Origin of the sequence: Micromonospora fluostatini, from assembly GCF_050410825.1 — a bacterium.
GTDB classification, from domain to species: Bacteria; Actinomycetota; Actinomycetes; order Mycobacteriales; family Micromonosporaceae; genus Micromonospora; species Micromonospora rosaria.
This window is the reverse complement of record NZ_CP191251.1, coordinates 1,361,656-1,381,060: the sequence shown is the minus strand read 5'-3', so window position 1 is coordinate 1,381,060 and position 19,405 is coordinate 1,361,656. Positions and strand designations below refer to the sequence as shown.

The 19,405-nt window shown below is 74.9% G+C and carries 11 protein-coding genes; 1 reads left to right on the top strand and 10 read right to left on the bottom strand.

The window, feature by feature from the left end:
* Positions 1 to 4 precede the first annotated feature (4 nt).
* The 4 genes from erm to hflX form a co-directional block, all read right to left on the bottom strand.
* Positions 5 to 838 carry a 23S ribosomal RNA methyltransferase Erm gene (gene erm, locus ACQUFX_RS05870; RefSeq protein WP_428965004.1) on the bottom strand — a complete coding sequence of 278 codons (834 nt, stop codon included), beginning with the start codon at positions 836 to 838 and terminating at the stop codon, positions 5 to 7.
* 253 nt (positions 839 to 1,091) lie between these two features.
* The gene (desII, locus tag ACQUFX_RS05865; protein WP_428965003.1) at positions 1,092 to 2,534 is read right to left on the bottom strand and encodes a dTDP-4-amino-4,6-dideoxy-D-glucose ammonia-lyase; all 1,443 of its coding nucleotides are present in this window, start codon (positions 2,532 to 2,534) and stop codon (positions 1,092 to 1,094) included.
* Between the two features lie 34 nt (positions 2,535 to 2,568).
* Positions 2,569 to 3,798 (bottom strand): dTDP-4-dehydro-6-deoxyglucose aminotransferase, encoded by a 1,230-nt coding sequence (locus ACQUFX_RS05860; protein WP_428965002.1) that lies wholly within the window; start codon positions 3,796 to 3,798, stop codon positions 2,569 to 2,571.
* Positions 3,799 to 3,858: 60 nt separating this feature from the next.
* On the bottom strand, positions 3,859 to 5,262 hold the full coding sequence (hflX, locus tag ACQUFX_RS05855) for a GTPase HflX (RefSeq protein WP_428966871.1): 1,404 nt from the start codon (positions 5,260 to 5,262) through the stop codon (positions 3,859 to 3,861).
* A gap of 442 nt (positions 5,263 to 5,704) precedes the next feature.
* Here hflX and ACQUFX_RS05850 point away from each other — a divergent pair, with 442 nt between their 5' ends.
* Positions 5,705 to 6,922, top strand: a complete 1,218-nt coding sequence (locus ACQUFX_RS05850; protein WP_428965001.1) for an IS701 family transposase — start codon at positions 5,705 to 5,707, stop codon at positions 6,920 to 6,922.
* On the opposite strand, the gene ACQUFX_RS05845 is transcribed toward ACQUFX_RS05850, so the two are convergent.
* The 6 genes from ACQUFX_RS05845 to ACQUFX_RS05820 all read right to left on the bottom strand — a co-directional run bounded on the left by ACQUFX_RS05845 (position 6,867) and on the right by ACQUFX_RS05820 (position 19,398).
* Positions 6,867 to 8,879, bottom strand: coding sequence for a helix-turn-helix domain-containing protein (locus tag ACQUFX_RS05845; protein WP_428965000.1), 2,013 nt, complete (start codon positions 8,877 to 8,879; stop codon positions 6,867 to 6,869). The two genes, ACQUFX_RS05850 and ACQUFX_RS05845, sit on opposite strands and share 56 nt — an antisense overlap.
* 290 nt (positions 8,880 to 9,169) lie before the next feature.
* Positions 9,170 to 10,510: a crotonyl-CoA carboxylase/reductase gene (gene ccrA, locus ACQUFX_RS05840; RefSeq protein ID WP_428966870.1), complete on the bottom strand. Its 1,341-nt coding sequence runs from the start codon at positions 10,508 to 10,510 to the stop codon at positions 9,170 to 9,172.
* A 125-nt stretch (positions 10,511 to 10,635) separates the two neighbouring features.
* Positions 10,636 to 11,352, bottom strand: coding sequence for a class I SAM-dependent methyltransferase (locus ACQUFX_RS05835; RefSeq protein WP_428964999.1), 717 nt, complete (start codon positions 11,350 to 11,352; stop codon positions 10,636 to 10,638).
* A 17-nt stretch (positions 11,353 to 11,369) separates the two neighbouring features.
* Positions 11,370 to 12,671 (bottom strand): activator-dependent family glycosyltransferase, encoded by a 1,302-nt coding sequence (locus ACQUFX_RS05830; RefSeq protein ID WP_428964998.1) that lies wholly within the window; start codon positions 12,669 to 12,671, stop codon positions 11,370 to 11,372.
* Positions 12,659 to 13,963 (bottom strand): cytochrome P450 family protein, encoded by a 1,305-nt coding sequence (locus tag ACQUFX_RS05825; protein ID WP_428964997.1) that lies wholly within the window; start codon positions 13,961 to 13,963, stop codon positions 12,659 to 12,661. The genes ACQUFX_RS05830 and ACQUFX_RS05825 overlap by 13 nt, the downstream gene beginning before the upstream one ends.
* 56 nt (positions 13,964 to 14,019) lie before the next feature.
* Positions 14,020 to 19,398 carry an SDR family NAD(P)-dependent oxidoreductase gene (locus ACQUFX_RS05820; protein WP_428964996.1) on the bottom strand — a complete coding sequence of 1,793 codons (5,379 nt, stop codon included), beginning with the start codon at positions 19,396 to 19,398 and terminating at the stop codon, positions 14,020 to 14,022.
* Between the last annotated feature and the right edge of the window lie 7 nt (positions 19,399 to 19,405).

Below are 19,405 nucleotides of genomic sequence, written 5' to 3'. Positions count from 1 at the left end.
CCGGTCAGACCCGGCGGGTCGAGGCGGGGTTCCGTGGCCGGCGCGGCGCGGGACGGCCACCGCCACCGGGCCGGGCCGGGCCGGCCAACTGCCACAGGGAGGCCCACTCGTGGGCGTCGAGGTCCTTCGGGAGCAGGTTCGGCCCCACCCGGTTGGCCCGCATCCAGTCCTGCAGGTCGGGCCGGCTGATCCGCCCCGACCGCTGGATGATCTCCGCGAGGCCGTGGCCCCGACCGGTGAAGACCGTCCGGACGAAGTCCTGGTAGCCCTTGCGGTCGGTCACCAGCGGGGTCCCCCGCCGGACGATCGTGAACAGCCCACCGTCCACCGAGGGCACCGGCCGGAAGGCCCGCGCCGGCACCCGGGAGTGCAGCTCGAAGTCGTACCAGGGCCACCAGCTCGCGGTCAGCAGCGTCGCGCCGCCGACACCCGCCCGCCGGCGGGCCACCTCCCACTGCACCAGCAGCACCGCCGCGTGCCAGTGGTCGGCGGCGAGCAGGGTCCGGATGATGGAGGTGGTCACGTGGAAGGGGATGTTCCCGACGACCACGTGGGGGTGCCGGGGAAACCGGAAGCGCAGGATGTCGGCGCAGACCACGGTGACGTTCTCCGGGGTCTGTCGGCTCAACCGCTTGGCGCGCTTGGGGTCGATCTCCACGGCGGTCACTTCCCTGCCCTGCCGGCTCAGCGGAAGGGTGAGGGCGCCGTCGCCGGCTCCGATCTCGACGATCGGACCCTCGGTCCGGGCGACGAGATCGGTCAGGTCGGCGATCACCGAGCGGTCCACCAGGAAGTTCTGGCCGAACTCGTGTCGTCCGACGTGCTCGTGGTAAGGCATGTGCGTGCTCCGCGATTATCGTTTCGGAGCCGGTCGGCTGGAAATGCCGCACCGGCGGTGAACCGTTGCGCGGCGGAGCTCATTGAGAAGAGCGATAGTCCGCCGCTATGCGCGGCGGAACCTGATGAACCACACAAAACCCATGCCCGGCACTATACCCGACTCTCCGGAACACGTGGGCACGGACCCGGCCCGACCGCCGGGTCCGTCGGTTTCTTCACATTCGTCGCCCGCGCGCCGCGGCCGATCTCCGTCAGCGGAGAAAACCGCGCCGTTCCCCCCACCCGTCAGCGATGTCGGTCTCCATCTGGTTCAGCCGCGCGGTCACGGCCTGGTCGAATCCGTCCAGGAAGTATTCGTCCTCCGCCTGGGGGGTGACCGTCGCGCCGCTGGTCACGAAGGTCTCCACCACCTCGGTCAGGGTGGTGTCCGGCCCCACCGTGCCGATGCGGTAGCGGTCCGCCCCGGCCAGGCCGGGGAAGGCCGCCTCCCGGTAGAGGTAGACGTCGCCCAGCAGGTCCACCTGCACCGACACCTGGGGGTGCGCGGTGGGCCGCATGGTCTCCGGCCGGATCCGGACCAGTTGCACGTCGGTGCCCATCATCAGGCTGTGCAGGGCGTAGCCGTAGTCGACGTGCAACGTCGGGGTGCGCTGCGCCGCCTTCTCCCGGAACCGGTTCAGCTCGTCCTGGAGTTCGGCCCGCTCGTCCGGGGAGAGCTTCCCGTCCGGCCGGCCGCTGTAGTCCTCGCGCAGGTTGATGTAGTCCAGCGGGCGGTCCGGCGCCGCCTCGTTGAGCTCGGCGATGAAGTCGACCAGCGCGCTCAGCCGCCCGGCGCGACCGGGCAGGACGATGTAGCTGAGCCCGAGGCGGATCGGCGCCTCCCGCTCGGCGCGCAACTGCTGGAACCGCGCGAGGTTGGCCCGGACCCGGGTGAACGAGCCCTGCTTGCCGGTGGTGGCCTGGTACTCCTCGTCGGTCAGCCCGTACAGCGACGTCCGGATGGCGTGCAGGTCCCACAGGCCCTGCTCACCCTTGAGCTTCTGCTCGGTCAGCGCGAAGGAGTTGGTGTAGAGGACGATCCGGAAGCCCCGCCCGGCCGCCCGGCTGACCAGGGCGCCCAGTCCCGGGTTGGTGAGCGGTTCCAGGCCGCCGGAGACGTACATCGCGTCGCGGTTGCCGGCGGGAACCTCGTCGATGACGGAAGCGAACATCTCGTTCCCGCCGGCCAGCGAGGAGGCCTGGTACCGGGCGCCGGTGACCCGCACGCAGAAGTGGCAGCGGAACATGCAGGTCGGCCCCGGGTAGAGACCGACGAGGTGCGGGAACGTCGGCTTTCTGGCGAGCACGGCGTCGAAGACACCCGCCCTCTCCAGGCCGAGCACGGTGTTCGTCCAGTAGCGACCCGACGGGCCGTTCTCGACGGCGGCCCGCAGCGCCGGGATCCGGGTGAACAGCTCCAGCAACCGCTCGAAGCCGGCCCGGTCCACGCCGAGTTCGTGGCGCGCCTGTTCCAGCGGCACGAAGGGCGCGTTCCCGTAGATGCGCGCCAGTGCCGCCAGCCGGTGGGCGGTCGGGCCGGTCTCGGCCGGCGGCACGAGCCCGCTGCCCGCCACCTCCTCGTGCAGTGCCTGCGCCACCACCGTCAGATCGCTGCCGGGGATCGCGGAGTTCGTCGCGGACATCTCTACGGTCATGGGCCCTCCCACACGTTCATCCGGTACCGGCCGGTCAGCCGGCCGGCACCACGCCCTGTTCTCCGGCCCCGGACTGCTGGTGCCACCGGGCGGTCAGTTCGGATCCCCGGGTGGCCGCCAACCGCACGATGTTGCACACCCTGCGGATGTCCTCCCGGGAGATGGTGGATCCGGTCGGCAGCGCCACGACCCGCGCCGAGAGGCGCTCGGTGTGCGGCAGGTGCACCGCCTCCTGCCGGGACCGGTACGGCTCGATCTGGTGGCACGCCGGGGAGAAGTAGCGCTGCGCGACGACGTTCTCGGCCCGCAGCAGCTCGACGAGCAGGTCCCGGGGCAGCCCGGTGATCTCCTCGTCGATCTCGACGATCACGTACTGGTAGTTGTGCCGCTCGTCGGGGTCGATGTCGATCACGCTGAGGCCGGGCACCCGGGCCAGTTCGCGGCGGTACTGCTCGTAGTTGTCCCGGTTGTGGCGGGCCACCTCGGGGAACGCGTCGAGCGAGGTGAGCCCCATGGCGGCGGACGCCTCGCTCATCTTGGCGTTGGTGCCGCCGGCCGCGCTGGGGGTCCGCAGGTTGAAGCCGAAGTTCGCCAGGCTGCGGATCCGGTGGGCCAGGTCGTCGTCGTCCGTGACGATCGCCCCGCCCTCGAAGGCGTTGACCACCTTGGTCGCGTGGAAGCTGAACACCTCCGCGTCGCCGAAGCTGCCCACCGGCCGCCCCTGCGAGGTGCAGCCGATCGCGTGGGCGGCGTCGAAGAACAGGCGCAGGCCGGTGTCGGCGGCCAGCTTCTCCAGCGCGTCCACGGCGCAGGGGCGCCCCCACAGGTGGACGCCGAAGATCCCCGACGTGCGGGGGGTCACGGCGGCGGCCACCGCCGCCGGGTCGAGGCACCCGGTGCGCGGGTCGATGTCGCAGAAGACCGGGTCCAGGCCGAGCCACCGGACCGCGTGCGCGGTCGCGGCGAAGGTCAGCGACGGCATGATCACCTCGCCGGTCAGCTCCGCCGCGTGCACGAGCAGTTGCAGGGCCACCGTCGCGTTGCAGGTGGCCACGCAGTTGCGCACCCCGGCCAGGTCGGCCACCCGCTCCTCGAACTCCCGCGCCAGCGGCCCGTTGTTGGTCAGCCACTGGTTGTCCAGCGCCCAGGACAGGCGGTCGAACAACCGCGTCCGTTCGATCCGGTTGGGCCGCCCCACGTGGATCTGCTGGAGGAAACTGGCGTGCCCTCCGAAGAGCGCCAGGTCCCCGAGGTCGCGCTTCATGGTCCTGCCTCCTTCCGCGGTTCACGGCTGTGTCCGGCCCCGGGCGGTCCCGGGCCCGGCTCAGGTCCTGGCGTACCCGTCGAGGTCGGCGGCCAGGTCGGCGGCCACCCTGGCCCGGAGCACGGTGCCGTCGGCGGTGTGCTCCTCGGCCAGCACCTCGCCGTCGGCGTGGATCCGCGCGACGAGACCGCCCGCGGTGTACGGGATCAGGACGTCGACCTGCACCTCGGGATGCGGCAGCGCGGCGCCGACGGCCTCCCGGAGCGCGTCGATGCCCTGCCCGGTGCGGGCCGAGACGACGATGTGCCGGGGCTCGGCCTCCGCCAGCGCGGCCAGGGCCGCCGGGGTGGCCGCGTCGGCCTTGTTGACCACCACGAGCTCCGGCACGTCGCCCGCGTCGACGTCCCGGATGACCGCGCGGACCGCGGCGAGCTGCTCCAGCGGGGCGGGGTGCGAGCCGTCCACGACGTGCAGCAGCAGGTCGGCCTCGGCGACCTCCTCCAGGGTGGAGCGGAACGCCTCCACCAGGTGGTGCGGCAGGTGGCGGACGAACCCGACGGTGTCGGTGACGGTGTACGCCCGACCGGCCGGGGTGGTGGCCCGCCGGACGGTCGGGTCGAGGGTGGCGAAGAGCGCGTTCTGCACCAGCACGCCGGCCCCGGTGAGCCTGTTGAGCAGCGAGGACTTCCCGGCGTTGGTGTAGCCGGCGATGGCGACCGACGGGATGCTGCTGCGCCGCCGCTCCTGGCGTTTGAGTTCCCGGCCGGTCCGCATCTCGGCGATCTCCCGGCGGAGCCGGGCCATCTTCTCGTTGATCCGCCGCCGGTCGGTTTCGATCTTGGTCTCGCCGGGTCCCCTGGTGGCCATGCCGCCACCACCGCCGCCACCACCGCCCATCTGCCGGGAGAGCGACTGACCCCAGCCGCGCAACCGGGGCAGCATGTACTGCATCTGGGCCAGGGCCACCTGCGCCTTGCCCTCGCGGGACGTGGCGTGCTGGGCGAAGACGTCGAGGATCAGCGCGGTGCGGTCCACCACCTTCGCGTCGACGACCTGCTCCAGGCGTACCAACTGGGCGGGGCTGAGTTCGCCGTCGCACACCACCGTGTCGGCGCCGGCCGCCCGGACGAGGTCCCGCAGTTCCCGGGCCTTGCCGGAGCCCAGGTAGGTCGCCGGGTCGGGCCGGTCGCGGCGCTGGATCACCCCGTCGAGCACCATCGCCCCCGCCGTCTCGGCCAGCGCCGCCAGCTCGGCCAGGGACCGTTCGGCCTCGTCGACCGTGCCGGCGGTCCAGACGCCGACCAGCACCACCCGTTCCAGCCGGACCTGCCGGTACTCGACCTCGGTGACGTCGGTCGTCTCGGTGGACAGGCCGGCGACCCGCCGCAGTGCGGCCCGGTCGTCCCGGTCGAGCTGCGCGCCGTCGACGTCCTCGGCGCCCGGCCGGACGTCGGCGTCGTCCATCAGGGCGTCAGCCCTCGCCGAGTACCGGGGGTGGTGCGCTGCGGAGGTCATCGGGGTCCTTAGCGGGTCGGTGGGGCGACGGGTCGCGGGTGGGACCGGACCGGGCTGGGAAACCCGAGGGCGGGACCGGCCCCTGCCGCACATCACGACGATGGCCGATCTCCTAGAAGGTTTCCGGAGAGTGGCGCGGGATGCGAGGTTCGCCGGTCACACATTTCGCTGCGGTCCTGGCCGTGAGGTGTGGTGGCGTCACCGGGTGCCGGGACCGCAAGCGGCCGACACGTTCGGGTACCCAGCCAGCTACGGTGGGTGCGCAACCACCGTCGGCGGTCAAGTGTGGTTCCGACGCACCTGGGCAACGCGGGGCCCACCGGGCGATCGTGGGACGAGGGCCGGGCCCTGGCCGTGACCGACACATCGTCCCACCAGCAACCGGAGGAGAGTGACGCTGCCGATGCTCGACGTCCGGGAGAAGAGCCGAGCGCGACGGGCCGATCTGGACACGGTGTCCAGGGCGTGCGGCACCCTGCTGGCCTCGCTGCCCCGGGTCGACCAGCGGCGCAAGGGCGAGATGTACGTCCGGGGCCTGCTGACCTCACCCGGTCGCAAGACCATGCGCAACCTGGCCACCAGCACCGACGATCCGGCGGCGGCGCAGAGCCTGCACCACTTCATCAGTTGCTCCACCTGGGATTGGACGGTCGTCCGCGCCTCCCTCGCCCGCCACCTGGACCGGCTGCTGTCGCCCCGGGCCTGGGTGGTGCGGTCGATGCTGGTGCCGAAGACCGGCCGGCACTCGGTCGGGGTGGAACGCCGGTACGTGCCGGCGCTCGGCGAGACGGTGAACAGCCAGCAGAGCTACGGGCTCTGGCTGGCCTCGGAGACGGCCGCCGCGCCGGTCAACTGGCAACTGTCCATCGGCAAGGGGTGGCTCCAGGACAACCGGACGCGGACCCGCGCCACCGTCCCGGAGGACGAGGACGGCACGACCGGCGACGGAGCGGCGGTCCAGGCGGTCCTGAAGGCCGCGGCCTGGGGCATCGAGCCGCGTCCGGTGGTGATGGACGCCCGGTACTCTGCGCTGCCCCCGCTGGTCGAGGCGTTCACCGCGGCGGGGTTGCCGTTCCTGCTGCGGGTCAGCGGGGGCTGCACCCTGCTGGCCGCCGGGGCCGGCCAGGGCGAGAACCGCGTCTCGGCGGCCTCCGCCGAACACCTGCTCGGCCTGGCGCGGGCCCAGCGCCGCCCGGTGGAGTGGATCGACCCGGCCAGCCCCGGCGCCCGGCGCACCAGCCTGGTGGCGCCCCTGCAGGTGTACTGGCCGAGTCAGCCCGACGCCCGCCCGAGCGGCCCGTACGCCGGGTCCGCCGCCGGGTCGACCCGGACCGCCGCCCTCGGGCTACCGCTGACGCTGCTCGGCAAGTGGCAGACGTACGAGCGCGGGGTGCGGCAGGTGTGGCTGACCAACATGACCGGTGCCGGGTACGGCCCGCTGCTGCGGCTGAGCCGGCTCACCCGCCGGGTCGAGGCCGACTTCTCCTACATCAGCCTCGACGTCGGCATGCAGGACTTCGAGGGCCGGTCGTACCCGGGCTGGCACCGGCACGTCACCCTCGCGTCCGTGGCGCACGCCCTGCGGATGCTGGGCACCAGGCGTCGGTAGGCCCGTCCGGCGGCTCGGGCGCCGCCCACCGGGCCGGGGCCGGGGCCGGGTCGTCGCGGTCCGCGCAGAGCAGCTCCCGGACCCGGTGCAGGCGCAGGGCGAGCTGCGTGTCCAGGGCGCGGTCCGGTTTCTGCCAGTCGTCGCCGAGGAGCTGGGCGATGCGGTCCAGCCGTCGGGAGACGGTGTTCGGGTGGACGTGCAGCATCTCCGCCGCGCGGGTCCGGCTGCCGCCCGAGTCGAAGTAGACCTCCAGGGTCTCGACGAGGTTCGCCAGCCGCCGGGCGTCGTAGTTGAGCACCGGCCCGAGGACCCGGTCGACGAAGCCGGGGACGTCGTGGCCGTCGGCCACCAGCAGCCCGAGGAAGCCCAGGTCCCGTGAGCAGGCCGCCCGCCCCGTCGCGTCCAGCGCGACCAGGGCGTCGACGCACCGGGCCGCCTCCTGGTAGGTGCCGCTGACCGCGTCGGCGGTCCGCACCGGGCCGGCCCCGCCGGCGGTGACCGGCAGGCCGAGCAGCCCACCCAGTTCGCGGGAGACGTCCCGGGCCCGGGCTCCCGGGTCGTCCCCGGGCAGCAGCAGCACCGCGTGGCCGTCGCGCATCGCCTTCATGCCGTCCAGCCCGTGCGCGACGCAGACCGCCCGCTCGACCACGCCGGGCGGGGCGGTGCCCTCGGGGCGGGCGACCACCACCACGTACGGCCGGTCCAGGTCGACCGGGGTCCGGCGGCCGCGTTTGCCACCCCGGTCCAGCTCCGGCCAGGGGCCCAGCAGGTCCTCCAGGAGCCGGTCGCCCGACCGGCCCCGGACTCCGACGGTCTGGGTCAGCAGCAGCGCGACGGACTGGGCGACGGCCGGCAGGGTCGCCACCCGCTCGGCGTCGAACGTCTCGTCGGGGTGGAACAGCACACAGCCGAGGTCGTCGGCGCGGGCGGCCACCGGCACCACCCAGGAGCCGGTGCTCAGCCGGGCGGGCCGGCCGGTGGTGTGGGCGCCGAGCCGGGCGCGGGCCAGTTCCCGCTCGTCGGGCGCCGGGAGGTCACCGACCACGGCCAGCGCGGCCCCGGCCCGGTCGCGGACCTGCAACGCCCCGCCCAGCCGGCGTACCGTGCTGGCGGCCAGGTCGTCCAGGCCGCCGCCGTCGAGGACGAGCTGGACCAGTTCCGGTTGCAGGCCGCCCACCTCCCGGGCCGCGCTCAGCTCGGCGCGGGCCTGGGCGGCCTCCTGCTGGGCCTGTTTGAGGTCGGCCCAGGTGTCGCAGAGCACGCTGATCCGGTCCACGGCGGTCGCCGCGAGGTCGGCGAGCAGGCGCAGGGCGGCCACCTCGTCCGGGGCGAAGTGCCGGATCTGCCGGTGACCGACGTGCAGGTCCCCGAGGTGCCGGCCGTCCACGCACAGGGCCACCGACAGGACGGCGTGCAGCCCCTCCGCGCGGATCAGGCCGTCGGTGACCGGGTGGTGTTCGAGCCGCTCGTCGGCGAGGTGGTCGGCCGTCCAGGAGATCGGCTCGCCGTCCCCGGCGGTGACGAGCAGCCCGTGCCGGCGGGGCAGCCGGAAACCGTCGTTCAGCGTGGTGGCCGCGCCGACGGCCGAGGCGACGTAGGAGTCGCCGGTCACCTCGTCGACCAGGCTGACGAACGCCACGTCGATGGCGAGCAGCAGTTGGGCCCGCCGGACGACCAGGTGCAGCCCGGCCTCCAGGTTCGAGGCCCCGGCGAGGTCCCGGGCGGTGTCGACGAGGGCGGCCAGCTCGGCGCCGCGCCGGCACCGCCGGCCGACGGTCTCCCGCAGCTCCAGGGCGAGCCGCTTGGCCGTCACGACCCGGTCGAGCGCGGCCCGGTCCACCCCGTCGCGCTGCGCCTGCTGCACCAGTTCCTCGTACCGCAGGACGGGCGCCTCCCGGGCCAGGAGTTCGAAGAACTGAAGCTCGTGGTCTCGCGACGGAGAGCCGGGGCCAGTCATGCGTCCCACCACCTCGCACACAACGCCTACGGACATGGGTCAGGGATCCGGGGAAGCTCCGTTCACCGCCATCGATACACCTAGCGTAGCCGGCCGATCGCAGTCGATCCCGCTCTCTCCGTAGTGGACGGTCCAGCGTGCCCGGACCGCCCCGCCTGTCCCGCCGCACCCGCGCCGAGCTGGTCTTTCGCCGCCGGCGCCGGTCGGATCGACCGACCGGGCCCGGCCCGTGCGAGGTCGCGGACACCCCCGACGCCCCCATTTGTCCCCCGGCCACCGGGAGAGGTTTTTCACTCCGGCACGCGGAACCGGTTGATCGCGTGTAGGTGGCGCTCCCGCAGCTCGGCGTCCCGCACCCCGAGCCCGGTGCGGGGCGCGAGGCCCAGGACGCCCACCTTGCCCTGGTGGAGGTTGTGGTGTACATCGTACACCGCCTGGCCGACCTCCTCCATCGGGTAGCAGCGGGACAGCGTCGGGTGGATCTTCCCCTTCACGACCAGCCGGTTGGCCTCCCACGCCTCCCGGTAGTTGGCGAAGTGGGTACCGATGATCCGCTTCAGGGACATCCACAGGTACCGGTTGTCGTAGACGTGCTCGAAGCCACTCGTCGAGGCGCAGGTGACCACGGTGCCGCCCTTGCGGGTGACGTAGACCGAGGCGCCGAAGGTCTCCCGGCCGGGATGCTCGAAGACGATGTCGACGTCCTCGCCGCCGGTCAGCTCCCGGATCTGCCGGCCGAACCGCTTCCACTCCCGGGGGTTCTGGGTGTGCTCGTCCGACCAGAAGCGGTAGTCCTCGGCGACCCGGTCGATGATGGCCTCGGCGCCCATCTGGCGGCAGATCTCGGCCTTCTGCGGACTGGAGACCACGCAGACCGGGTTGGCCCCGCCGGCCAGCGCGAGCTGGGTGGCGTACGCGCCGAGGCCGCCGGTGGCGCCCCAGATGAGGACGTTGTCGCCCTGCTTCATCCGGGCCCCGTTGCCGGAGACGAGCTGCCGGTAGGCGGTGGAGTTGACCAGCCCCAGCGAGGCGGCCTCCTCCCAGGTCAGGTGGGCCGGCTTGGGCATCAGCTGGTTCGCCTTGACCAGCGCGATCTCGGCGAGCCCGCCGAAGTTGGTCTCGAAGCCCCAGATGCGCTGCTCCGGGTCGAGCATGGTGTCGCCGTGGCCGTCGGCGGACTCCAGCTCCACCGAGAGGCAGTGCGCGACGACCTCGTCACCCGGCCGCCAGCGGTTGACCCCCGGCCCGGTGCGCAGCACCACGCCGGCGAGGTCCGAGCCGAGGACGTGGTACGGCAGGTCGTGTCGCCGGGCCAGCTCGGACAGGCGGCCGTACCGCTCCAGGAAGCCGAAGGTGGCCAACGGCTCGAAGATCGACGACCAGACGGTGTTGTAGTTGACCGAGCTGGCCAGCACCGCGACCAGGGCCTCCCCCGGGCCGAGTTCGGGGACGGGCACCTCCTCGACGTGCAGCGACTTGCGCGGGTCCTTCTCCCGACGGGAGAGGCCTGCGAACATCTCCGTCTCGTCCTTGTGCACCGTCACCGCCCGGTACGAGGGCGGCAACGGCAGGGCGGCCAGCTCCCGCGCGTCCGGCTCCGGGGCGAGGATCGCGTCGAGGATGCGGTTCAGTTCGGGGGTGTCTGGCACCGGTGTCTCCCAGGAATCGGGTGGGGTGGATCGGGGTCAGGTCACGTCCCGACGTCCGGGGACCGGACGCCGGGGCCCGGCCCGGGGTGCCGGGCCGGGCCGGGCGGTCAGCGGTGGACGCCGACGAAGAGCCCCCGCCCGGACGGGCCGGGCGTCAGGTACTCCGTGGTGAAGCCGGCCCGCGCGAAGGCGCGCTCGTAGTCGGCCCGCTCGAAGAGGGTGATCAGGTGGCTCTCGTCGAAGTGCCGGATCCCACCGTCGGCGCTGGCCACCAGGTAGTGCACGGTGATCCGGGTGGCGCCCCCCGCACGCACCGAGTGGGAGACCCGGGAGATGGTGCGGCCGTCGACCTCCAGCAGGCTCGCGCCCACGTACCCGGGCGTGAACGTCTCCGGGAACCACCACGGCTCGACGATCGCCACACCCCCCGGGGACAGGTGCGCGGCGAAGCGGGCCAGCGTCGCGTCCAGCTCGGCCGTGGTCTCGAGGTGGCCCACCGAGCTGAACATGCAGGTGATGACGTCGTAACGGTGTCCCAGGTCGAAGGTGCGCATGTCACCGAGGTGCAGGGCCGCGCCGGGGTTGCGCTGCTGGGCGATGCTCAGCATGTCCGGTGCCAGCTCGACGCCGCCCACGTCGTCGAAGAGCCCGGCCAGGTGCCGCAGGTGCAGGCCGGTGCCGCAGGCGACGTCCAGCAACGTCCGGGCACCGGGCCGGCGGGCCCTGGCCAGGGCCGCCAACTCCTCCGCCTCCGCCGCGTAGTCCTTGCCCTTCCCCTGGTACACCAGGTCGTAGACCTCGGCGATGGCGTCCGCGTACATCATGGATCGTGTCAGCCCTTTCAGGAGTGGTCGGTGGCGGTGCCGGCCGGACGGCCGGACCGGTGGTCTGCGGTGAGGCGCTCCAGGATCCGGACCACCTCAGCCGGCGACGGCGCGGCGAGCAGTTCGTCGCGTTGCCGGCGGGCGGCGGCCGTGATCGACGGGTCGTCGAGGACCCGGACCACGGCGGCCCGCAGCGAGTCGGCGGTCAGCTCCTCCGGCCGGATGGCGATGCCCGCCCCGAGCCGTTCCGCCTGCTGCGCCTTGAGCGGGGCGTCCCACAACGACGGGATCATGATCTGCGGGACGCCGTAGAGCGTCGCCGTCGACCAGGTGCCCGCGCCGCCGTGGTGGATGATCACGGCACAGCTCGGCAGCAGCACGTCCAGCGGCACGAAGTCGCAGATCCGGACGTTGTCCGGCAGGTCGCCGAGGTGGTCGCGCTGGGCGTCGCTGAGCGTCGCCACGACCTCCACGTCCAGGTCGCCGAGCGCACCGAGCAACTCCTGGAAGGAGACCACGTCCTTGCCGTACGTCTCCCGGCTCGACACCCCGAGGGTCAGGCAGACCCGGGGCCGCTCGGCCTTGGCCACCCACTCGGGCACCACCGAGGGGCTGTTGTACGGCACGTACCGCATGGCCACCCGGCGACCGGGGACGGGCAGGCGGGTGCTCCCGGGCGTGGGGTCGACGGTCCACTCGCCGGTGACCAGGTCCTCCACCTCGTCGGCGCCGATCTGGCAGCCGTACCGGTGCAGCGTCCAGCGCAGCCACTCGGCCATCGGGTCCTCGCGCTGCTCGGCCGGCAGTCCCGCCAGCGCCTCGGTGAACAGCCGCCGGGAGTTGCCCACCACGTCGGGCCCCCAGAGCAGCCGGGCGTGCGCCGCCCCGACGACCCGGGCCGCGACCGGCCCGGAGTAGGTGAACGGCTCCCAGAGCACCAGGTCGGGCTTCCACTCCCGGGCCAGCGCGACCATGTCGTCCATGGTGGAGTCGCCGTTGAGCGGGGCGAAGCACAGCGCCGTCAGCATGGTCTGCTGGCCGAGCAGGTACTCCCAGGTCAGCACCTCGGGCCGGGTCTCGGTGAAGTCCAGGCCCCGCTGGTACGGCACCAGGTCGCCGCCGACCTCGGTGAGCAGGTCGATGATCGCCTGGTCGTCGCCGACCGGGACGGCGGTCAGCCCGGACGTCACGATGGTGTCGGTGAGCGAGGGCTGGCTCGCCACCCGGACCTCGTGACCGGCCGCGCGCAGCGCCCAGGCCAGCGGTACCAGGCTGTAGTAGTGGGTGTTGTGCGCGAAGGACGTGATCAGGACTCGCATCGGGTGGCCTCTTCCGTCGCCGGGCGGTCATCGGACTCGGGGGTGCCGCCGGCCCGGGTGACCGGGAGCCGGGCGTGGCCGAGCAGGACGGGCGAACGTCGCCAGCGGACGCCGGGCCCCGCCGGCCGCAGCGTGGGCGCCGCCTCGGCGAGGGTCCGCAGGGTGGTCGTGACGACCAGCCGGATCAGCTCCCCCGCCCCGGCCAGGTACGGCACCCCGACGAGTCCGAGCGCCGGGGCCGCCGGGCGGGTCAGGTCGAAGCCGTCCCGGTCGGGGTCGCCCGCCGCGAGCAGCGCCCGGTTCGCGGCGGCGACCAGCACGACCAGGTGACCGTCCGCCGGGACGAGCTGCCCGGCGAGGGTGACGTCCTCCAGCGCGACCCGGCTCTCCAGGCGCACCGGGGGGAACCAGCGCAGCGTCTCCTCGACGGCGACGGCGGCCAGGTCGGGGTCGGCGCACAGCAGGGCCCACTGCGCGGGCCGGTCCAGCAGCGCCCGGACCGCGTTGCACAGCAGGGTCGTCGCCGGTTCGGCGGTGCCGACCGCCAGGGCGAGCCCGGCGGTCACCCGGTCGTCGGCCCGCACGTCGGTGGCCGGGCCGGCGCCGGGCTCGCCCTGGGCCGCGGCGGACGCCTCGGCGAGCAGGCCGGCCAGTTCGGCGGTGGCGGCCACCGTGGCCAGGGCGTGCGCCACGGTCTGCGGGCAGAGCCGGCTGTCCAGGGTCCGGCCGGCGGCGGCCAGGGTCTCCTCGAACCGGCCCTGCCGACCGGCGGGCACCCCGAGCAGGTCGGCCAGGACCGACGCGGTCAGCCGGCGGGCCACGGTGGCGAGGTCCACGTCGGTCCCGGCCCCGTCGAGCAGGGCCAGGGTGCTCTTCTCGACCCGGATCCGCAGCCCCTCGGCGTCGGTACGCAGGACCGGGCCGCCGAGCCCGGTGAGCGCGTCGAGCCGCCGCCGGGTCTCCGGCCCGTGGTCCAGGGCGGTGCCGGCCAGCGGCAGGGTCCGCTCGGCGGGGCGGTGCCCGGAGCGGGTCAGCCAGCCGAACCGGTCGTCGGTCAGCACCTCGCCGGCCAGCGCGGCGTCCCCGGTCACCCAGGTGTCCAGCTGGTCGCTGCGGAACAGCGGCCCGTGCGCGGTCACCTGCTGCTCGTACGGGGTCGGGTCGTCGGTCTCCGCCCGCAGGATCAGCGCGTACGGGTCGCCGTGGTTGCCGGCGAACCACTGCGCGGCACGGGTCAGTTGCAGCCGGCGGGCCCAGGTCGCGGGGTCTCCACCGGTGGGGACTGTGGTCATCTGCACTTCCTCCTGCTGTCGTCGTCGGGTCAGCCGGGACGGGCCGGCCGGACGGGTCACGGCACGCGGGTCGGGCACACCTCGTCGAGCCAGGTGTGCACGGTCGCGGCGGTGACCGCCGCGTGTTCGGTCATCATCGAGAAGTGGGTGCCGGGCACCTCGGTGCTGGTGTGCGCGCCGGCCCAGCGCGAACGCCAGTCCGGCCCGGCGTCGTCCGGCCAGGCGCCCATCGGCTCGCCGGCGTACAGGTGCAGCACGGGTGCCCGGGTCGGCCGGGGCGTCCAGTCCAGGAGCATCCGGTGGTACGCGCCCATCGCGGTCAGCCGGGTGTCGTCGACCGGCAGCACGGACCGCTCGGTCGCCCAGGACAGCATCTCCTCCCGCCACACCCCCATCGCCCCGGGCGCGGCGGGCGTGTAGATGTCCATCAGCACCAGGGCCACCGGCCCGCTGCCCCGGGCCTCCAGGTGCAGCGCCAGCGCGTGCGCCATGTTCGCCCCGGCGGAGTGGCCGACCAGGACGAAGGGTCCCCCGGCGGCGTACGCCAGGACGGCGTCGGCCTGGGCGTCGAGCAGGGCGTCCAGCCGGGCGGGCAGCGGCTCGCCGGGCAGGAAGCCGGTCTGCGGCAGCACGGCGACGTCGCGCCGGCCGGCCAGCGCCGCGGCGAAGGCCGTGAACTCCCGGGGGCCGGATGCCACGGCGGTGCCGGCGCAGCAGATCAGCGGAGGGCCGCCCGCCCCGGTGGCGAGCGGGACCGGCGTCGGGTGCCGCCCGTTCAACTCGGCCGCGCTGGTGAAGAGGGGACGGAAGGTGGCGACGGCGCCGAGGACCGTCACCGCCTCGCCGGCCCGGCCGTCGCCGACCGCCCGCCGGTACATGCCGACCAGGGCGCTCTCGGCCGCCGGCGTGGCCGCCGCGCCGGCCGCGTCGGTGCGCAGCCGGTGCAGGTGCGCGGCGAGGGCGTCGGGGGTGCCGTGGTCGAAGACCACGGGGGCCGGCAGGTCCAGCCCGGTGGCCTCGGCGAGCCGGCGGCGCAGCCGCACGGCGGCCAGGGAGTCGACGCCGAGGGCGGCGAACTCCGCGTCGGCCGGGACGTCGTCGGCGCCGTCGTGCCCCAGCACCTCGGCGGCCTCGGCGCGGACCAGGGCCACCAGGGCGGCCCGGTCGGCGGTCGCCGGAAGCCGGCGCGCCGGGGGCTGCGGGTGTGCCGGGGTGTCGTCGGCCGGGCCGGACCCGCCGGTCGGCAGGTCGGCCAGCAGCGGGGCGGGGCGGGCGGCGGCGAACCCGGCTGTGAACCGGGCCCAGTCCGTGTCGGAGACGGTCACCCCGGTCTCGTCTGCGTCCAGGATCCGCCCGAGGGCGGTGAGCGCGGCCTGCGGGGCCATCGCGCGCACGCCCCGCCGGCGCAGGTACTCCTCCCCCGCGCCCTCGCCCATGCCGGCCCCACCCCAGACACCCCAGGCGACGGAGGTGGCGGGCAGCCCGGCGGCGCGGCGGCGCGCGGCGAGCGCGTCGAGGGCGGCGTTGGCCGCCGCGTACCCGCACTGCCCGCCGCTGCCCCACACCCCGGCGGCGGACGCGAAGGTGACGAAGGCGTCCAGGTCGCCGGTCAGGTCGTGCAGGTGCACCGCCCCGGCGACCTTGCCGGCGCAGACCTCGGCGAACAACTCCGCGCTGGTCTCGACCAGCGGCGACACCTGCGGCACGCCCGCCGCGTGGAAGACCGCGGTGAGCGGCGCGTCGGCGGGCAGGCCGGCGAGCAGGTCGGCCACGGCCGCCCGGTCGGCGACGTCGCAGGCGACCACGGTCACCGAGACGCCGAGCGCGGTCAGTTCCGCCCGCAACGCGGCGGCGCCGGGGGCGTCCTCGCCCCGGCGGCTGGTGAGCACGAGGTGCGCCGCCCCGGCGCGGGCCAGCCAGCGGGCGGTGTGCGCGCCGAGCGCCCCGGTGCCGCCGGTCACCAGCACCGTGCCGCGCGGACGCCAGGACCGCCCGGCCACCGGCGGCGGGGCGGGGACCAGCCGGCGGGCGTACGCGGCGCCGGCGCGGACCGCGACCTGGTCCTCCGTGCCGGTCAGGGCGGCCCGGAGCCGGTCCCAGTCCTGGTCGTCCGGCTCGGCCGGCAGGTCCACCAGGCCACCCCAGACCCGGGGCAGCTCCAGCGCGGCGACCCGGCCGAAGCCCCAGAGCTGGGCCCCGGCGACGGACGGCCCCTCGCCGGTCGTGACGGCGACCGCCTGCCGGGTCACGCACCACAGTGGCGCGGACGCCGCCCCGTCGGCCAGGGCCTGGGTGAGGAACAGGGTCGCCAGCACCCCGCTGGGCACCGCGGCGAACCGGGGATGCGGCCGGTCGTCGTCGCCCAGCAGGGAGAGCACCCCGTCCGGGCGGGTGCCGGCGGCGGCGTCGGCCAGCAGCGCGGCGAGGGTGTCCCGGTCGACGTCGGCGGCGTCCACGGTCACCGGGGTCACCGTGGCCCCGGCGCGCCGTAGGGCGGCCCCGGCCGCGCCGGGCAGCGAGGGGCGGCCCGGGTGGGTGGGCGCCAGGAGGATCCAGTGCCCACCCGGCGACGCGGCCCCGGCGGCCGGCGCCGGCAGGGTCCGCCAGTCGATCCGGTACCGCCAGTCGTCGGCGCGCGGGGCCGGCGGGGCGGGCGGCGCCACCCAGTACCGCCGGTGCTCGAAGGCGTACGTGGGCAGCTCGACCCGGCGGGCGCCGGTGCCGGCGAAGAGCCGGGACCAGTCCAGCCCGGTGCCGCCCGCGTACGCGGTGGCAAGCGCGGTCAGCAGCGTGACCGCCTCCGGCCGGCCGGGGCGCAGCAGCGGCACCAGCACCGGCTCCCGCCCGGAGCCGGTGCCGGTGAGGCTCTCCTCGGCCAGTGCGCACAGCACCCCGTCGGGGCCGAGTTCGACGAAGGTGGTGACGCCCCGGTCGCGGACGGCGTGCACCCCGTCGCGGAACCGGACGGGCCGGCGCACGTGCCGGACCCAGTACTCGGGGTCGCACAGCTCCTGCGCGGTGGCGAGCCGACCGGTCACGTTCGACACCACCGGGATGCCCGGGGGGTGGTAGGTGAGGCCGCGCGCCACCTGCCGGAACGCCTCCAGCATCGGGTCCATCCGGGGCGAGTGGAACGCGTGGCTGACGGTGAGGCGCTTCGTCTTGTGGCCGAGGGCGGCGCACCGCTCGGCGACGGCCAGCACGATCTCCTCGTCGCCGGAGAGGACGACCGCCCGGGGGCCGTTGACCGCCGCCACGGCGGCCCGGTCACCGTGCCCGGCCAGCAGCGGTGCGACCTCCTCCTCGGTGGCCCGGACCGCCACCATCGCGCCGCCCGGCGGCAGCTCGCCCATCAGCCGCCCGCGCGCCGCGACCAGCGCGCACGCGTCGTCGACGGCGAGCACACCGGCCACGTGGGCGGCGGCCAGTTCGCCCACCGAGTGGCCGAGCAGCACGTCGGGGCGTACCCCCCAGCCGTCGAGCAGCCGGAACAGCGCCACCTCGACGGCGAAGAGGGCGGCCTGGGCGTACCGGGTGCCGTCCAGCAGCCGGGCGTCGACCGAGTCCGGCTCGGCGAAGAGCACCCGCAGCAGGGGACGGTCGAGGTACCGGTCCAGCCCGGCGGCGAGCTGGTCCAGGGCGGTGGCGAAGGCGGGGAAGGCCCCGTACAGCTCCCGCGCCGCGCCCACGCGCTGGCTGCCCTGCCCGGTGAAGAGGAAGGCGGTCCCGCCGTCGCGCCGTACCGTGTCCCGGACCAGGCCGGACGCGGTGCCGCCGGCGGCGAGCGCGTCGAGGGCGCGGCGCAGGCCGTCCCCGTCGGGCGCCAGCAGCACCGCCCGGTGGGCCAGGGCGGCCCGGGTGGTGGCCAGGGAGAACCCGACGTCCAGCGGGTCCGGGTCGGTGGCCGCCGCCAGGTGCGTGCGCAGGCGGTCGGCCTGGGCGCGCAGCGCGGCGTCGGTACGGGCGGAGAGCACCCACGGCACCAGCGGCAGGGCCGCCGTGGGGGCCGCCCCGTCGGGCGGGGCCGGGGCGTCGGTGGGGGGTGCGGGCGGCTGCTCGACGATCACGTGGGCGTTGGTGCCGCTGACGCCGAACGCGGAGATCGCGGCCCGCCTAGGCGCCCCGGACACCGTCGGCCAGGGCACCGCCCCGGTCACCAGCCGGACGGCCCCGGCGGACCAGTCGACCAGCGGGGTCGGCACGTCGGCGTGCAGGGTGGGTGGGATCGCCCCGGCCCGCATCGCCATCAACATCTTGATCAGTCCGCCGACGCCGGCCGCCGCCTGGGCGTGCCCGATGTTCGACTTCAGCGAGCCGAGCCAGAGCGGCCGGTCCGGGTCCCGGTCGGCACCGTAGGTGGCGAGCAGGGCCTGCGCCTCGATCGGGTCGCCGAGCCGGGTACCGGTGCCGTGCGCCTCGACCGCGTCGACCTGGTCGGCCCCGAGCCGGGCGTCGGCCAGGGCCTGCCGGATGACGCGCTGCTGGGCCGGGCCGCTCGGGGCGGTCAGCCCATTGCTGGCGCCGTCCTGGTTCACCGCCGAGCCCCGGATCAGCCCCAGCACCCACCGGCCCTCGCGGACGGCGTCGGAGAGGCGTTGCAGGACCAGGACGCCGACGCCCTCCGCCCAGCCGGTGCCGTCCGCGCCCGCGCCGAAGGCCTTGCAGCGGCCGTCGGCCGCCAGGCCCCGTTGCCGGGAGAACTCGACGAACGCCGCCGGGTCCGGCATCACGGCCACCCCGCCGGCCAGCGCCAGCCCGCACTCCCCCCGGCGCAGCGCCTGCACGGCCAGGTGCACCGCGACCAGCGAGGACGAGCAGGCCGTCTCGACGGTCAGCGCCGGGCCCTCCAGCCCGAGGACGTACGAGATCCGTCCGGACAGGACGGCGTCCGCGCTGCCGGTCAGCCGGAAGCCCGCCGACCCCTCGGGCACCTGCCCGGGGTCGGCCGCGTACCCCTGGTGGGCGGCGCCGACGTACACCCCGGTCCGGGAGCCGCGCAGGCTGCGCGGGTCCGTCCCGGCGCGCTCCAGCGCCTCCCAGGACACCTCCAGCAGCAGCCGCTGCTGCGGGTCCATCACCATCGCCTCGTGCGGGGAGATCCCGAAGAAGGCGGCGTCGAAGTCGCCCGCCCCGGCCAGGAACCCGCCCTGCCGGCAGTAGGTGGTGTCCGGCGACTCCGGGTCCGGGTCGTACACCGCGTCGACGTCCCAACCCCGGTCGGCGGGGAAGTCACCGATCGCGTCGGTGCCCGACTCGACCAGCCGCCACAGGTCCTCGGGTGAGGCCACCCCGCCCGGGTAGCGGCAGGCCATCCCCACGACGGCGACGGGCTCGTGGAGGGTGGCGAGCAGTTCCCGGTGCTGTCGGCGCAGCCGCTCGGTCTCCTTGACCGAGGTCCGCAGCGCCTCGAGCACCTTGTCGGGGGGCATGGCCATGGGTGGG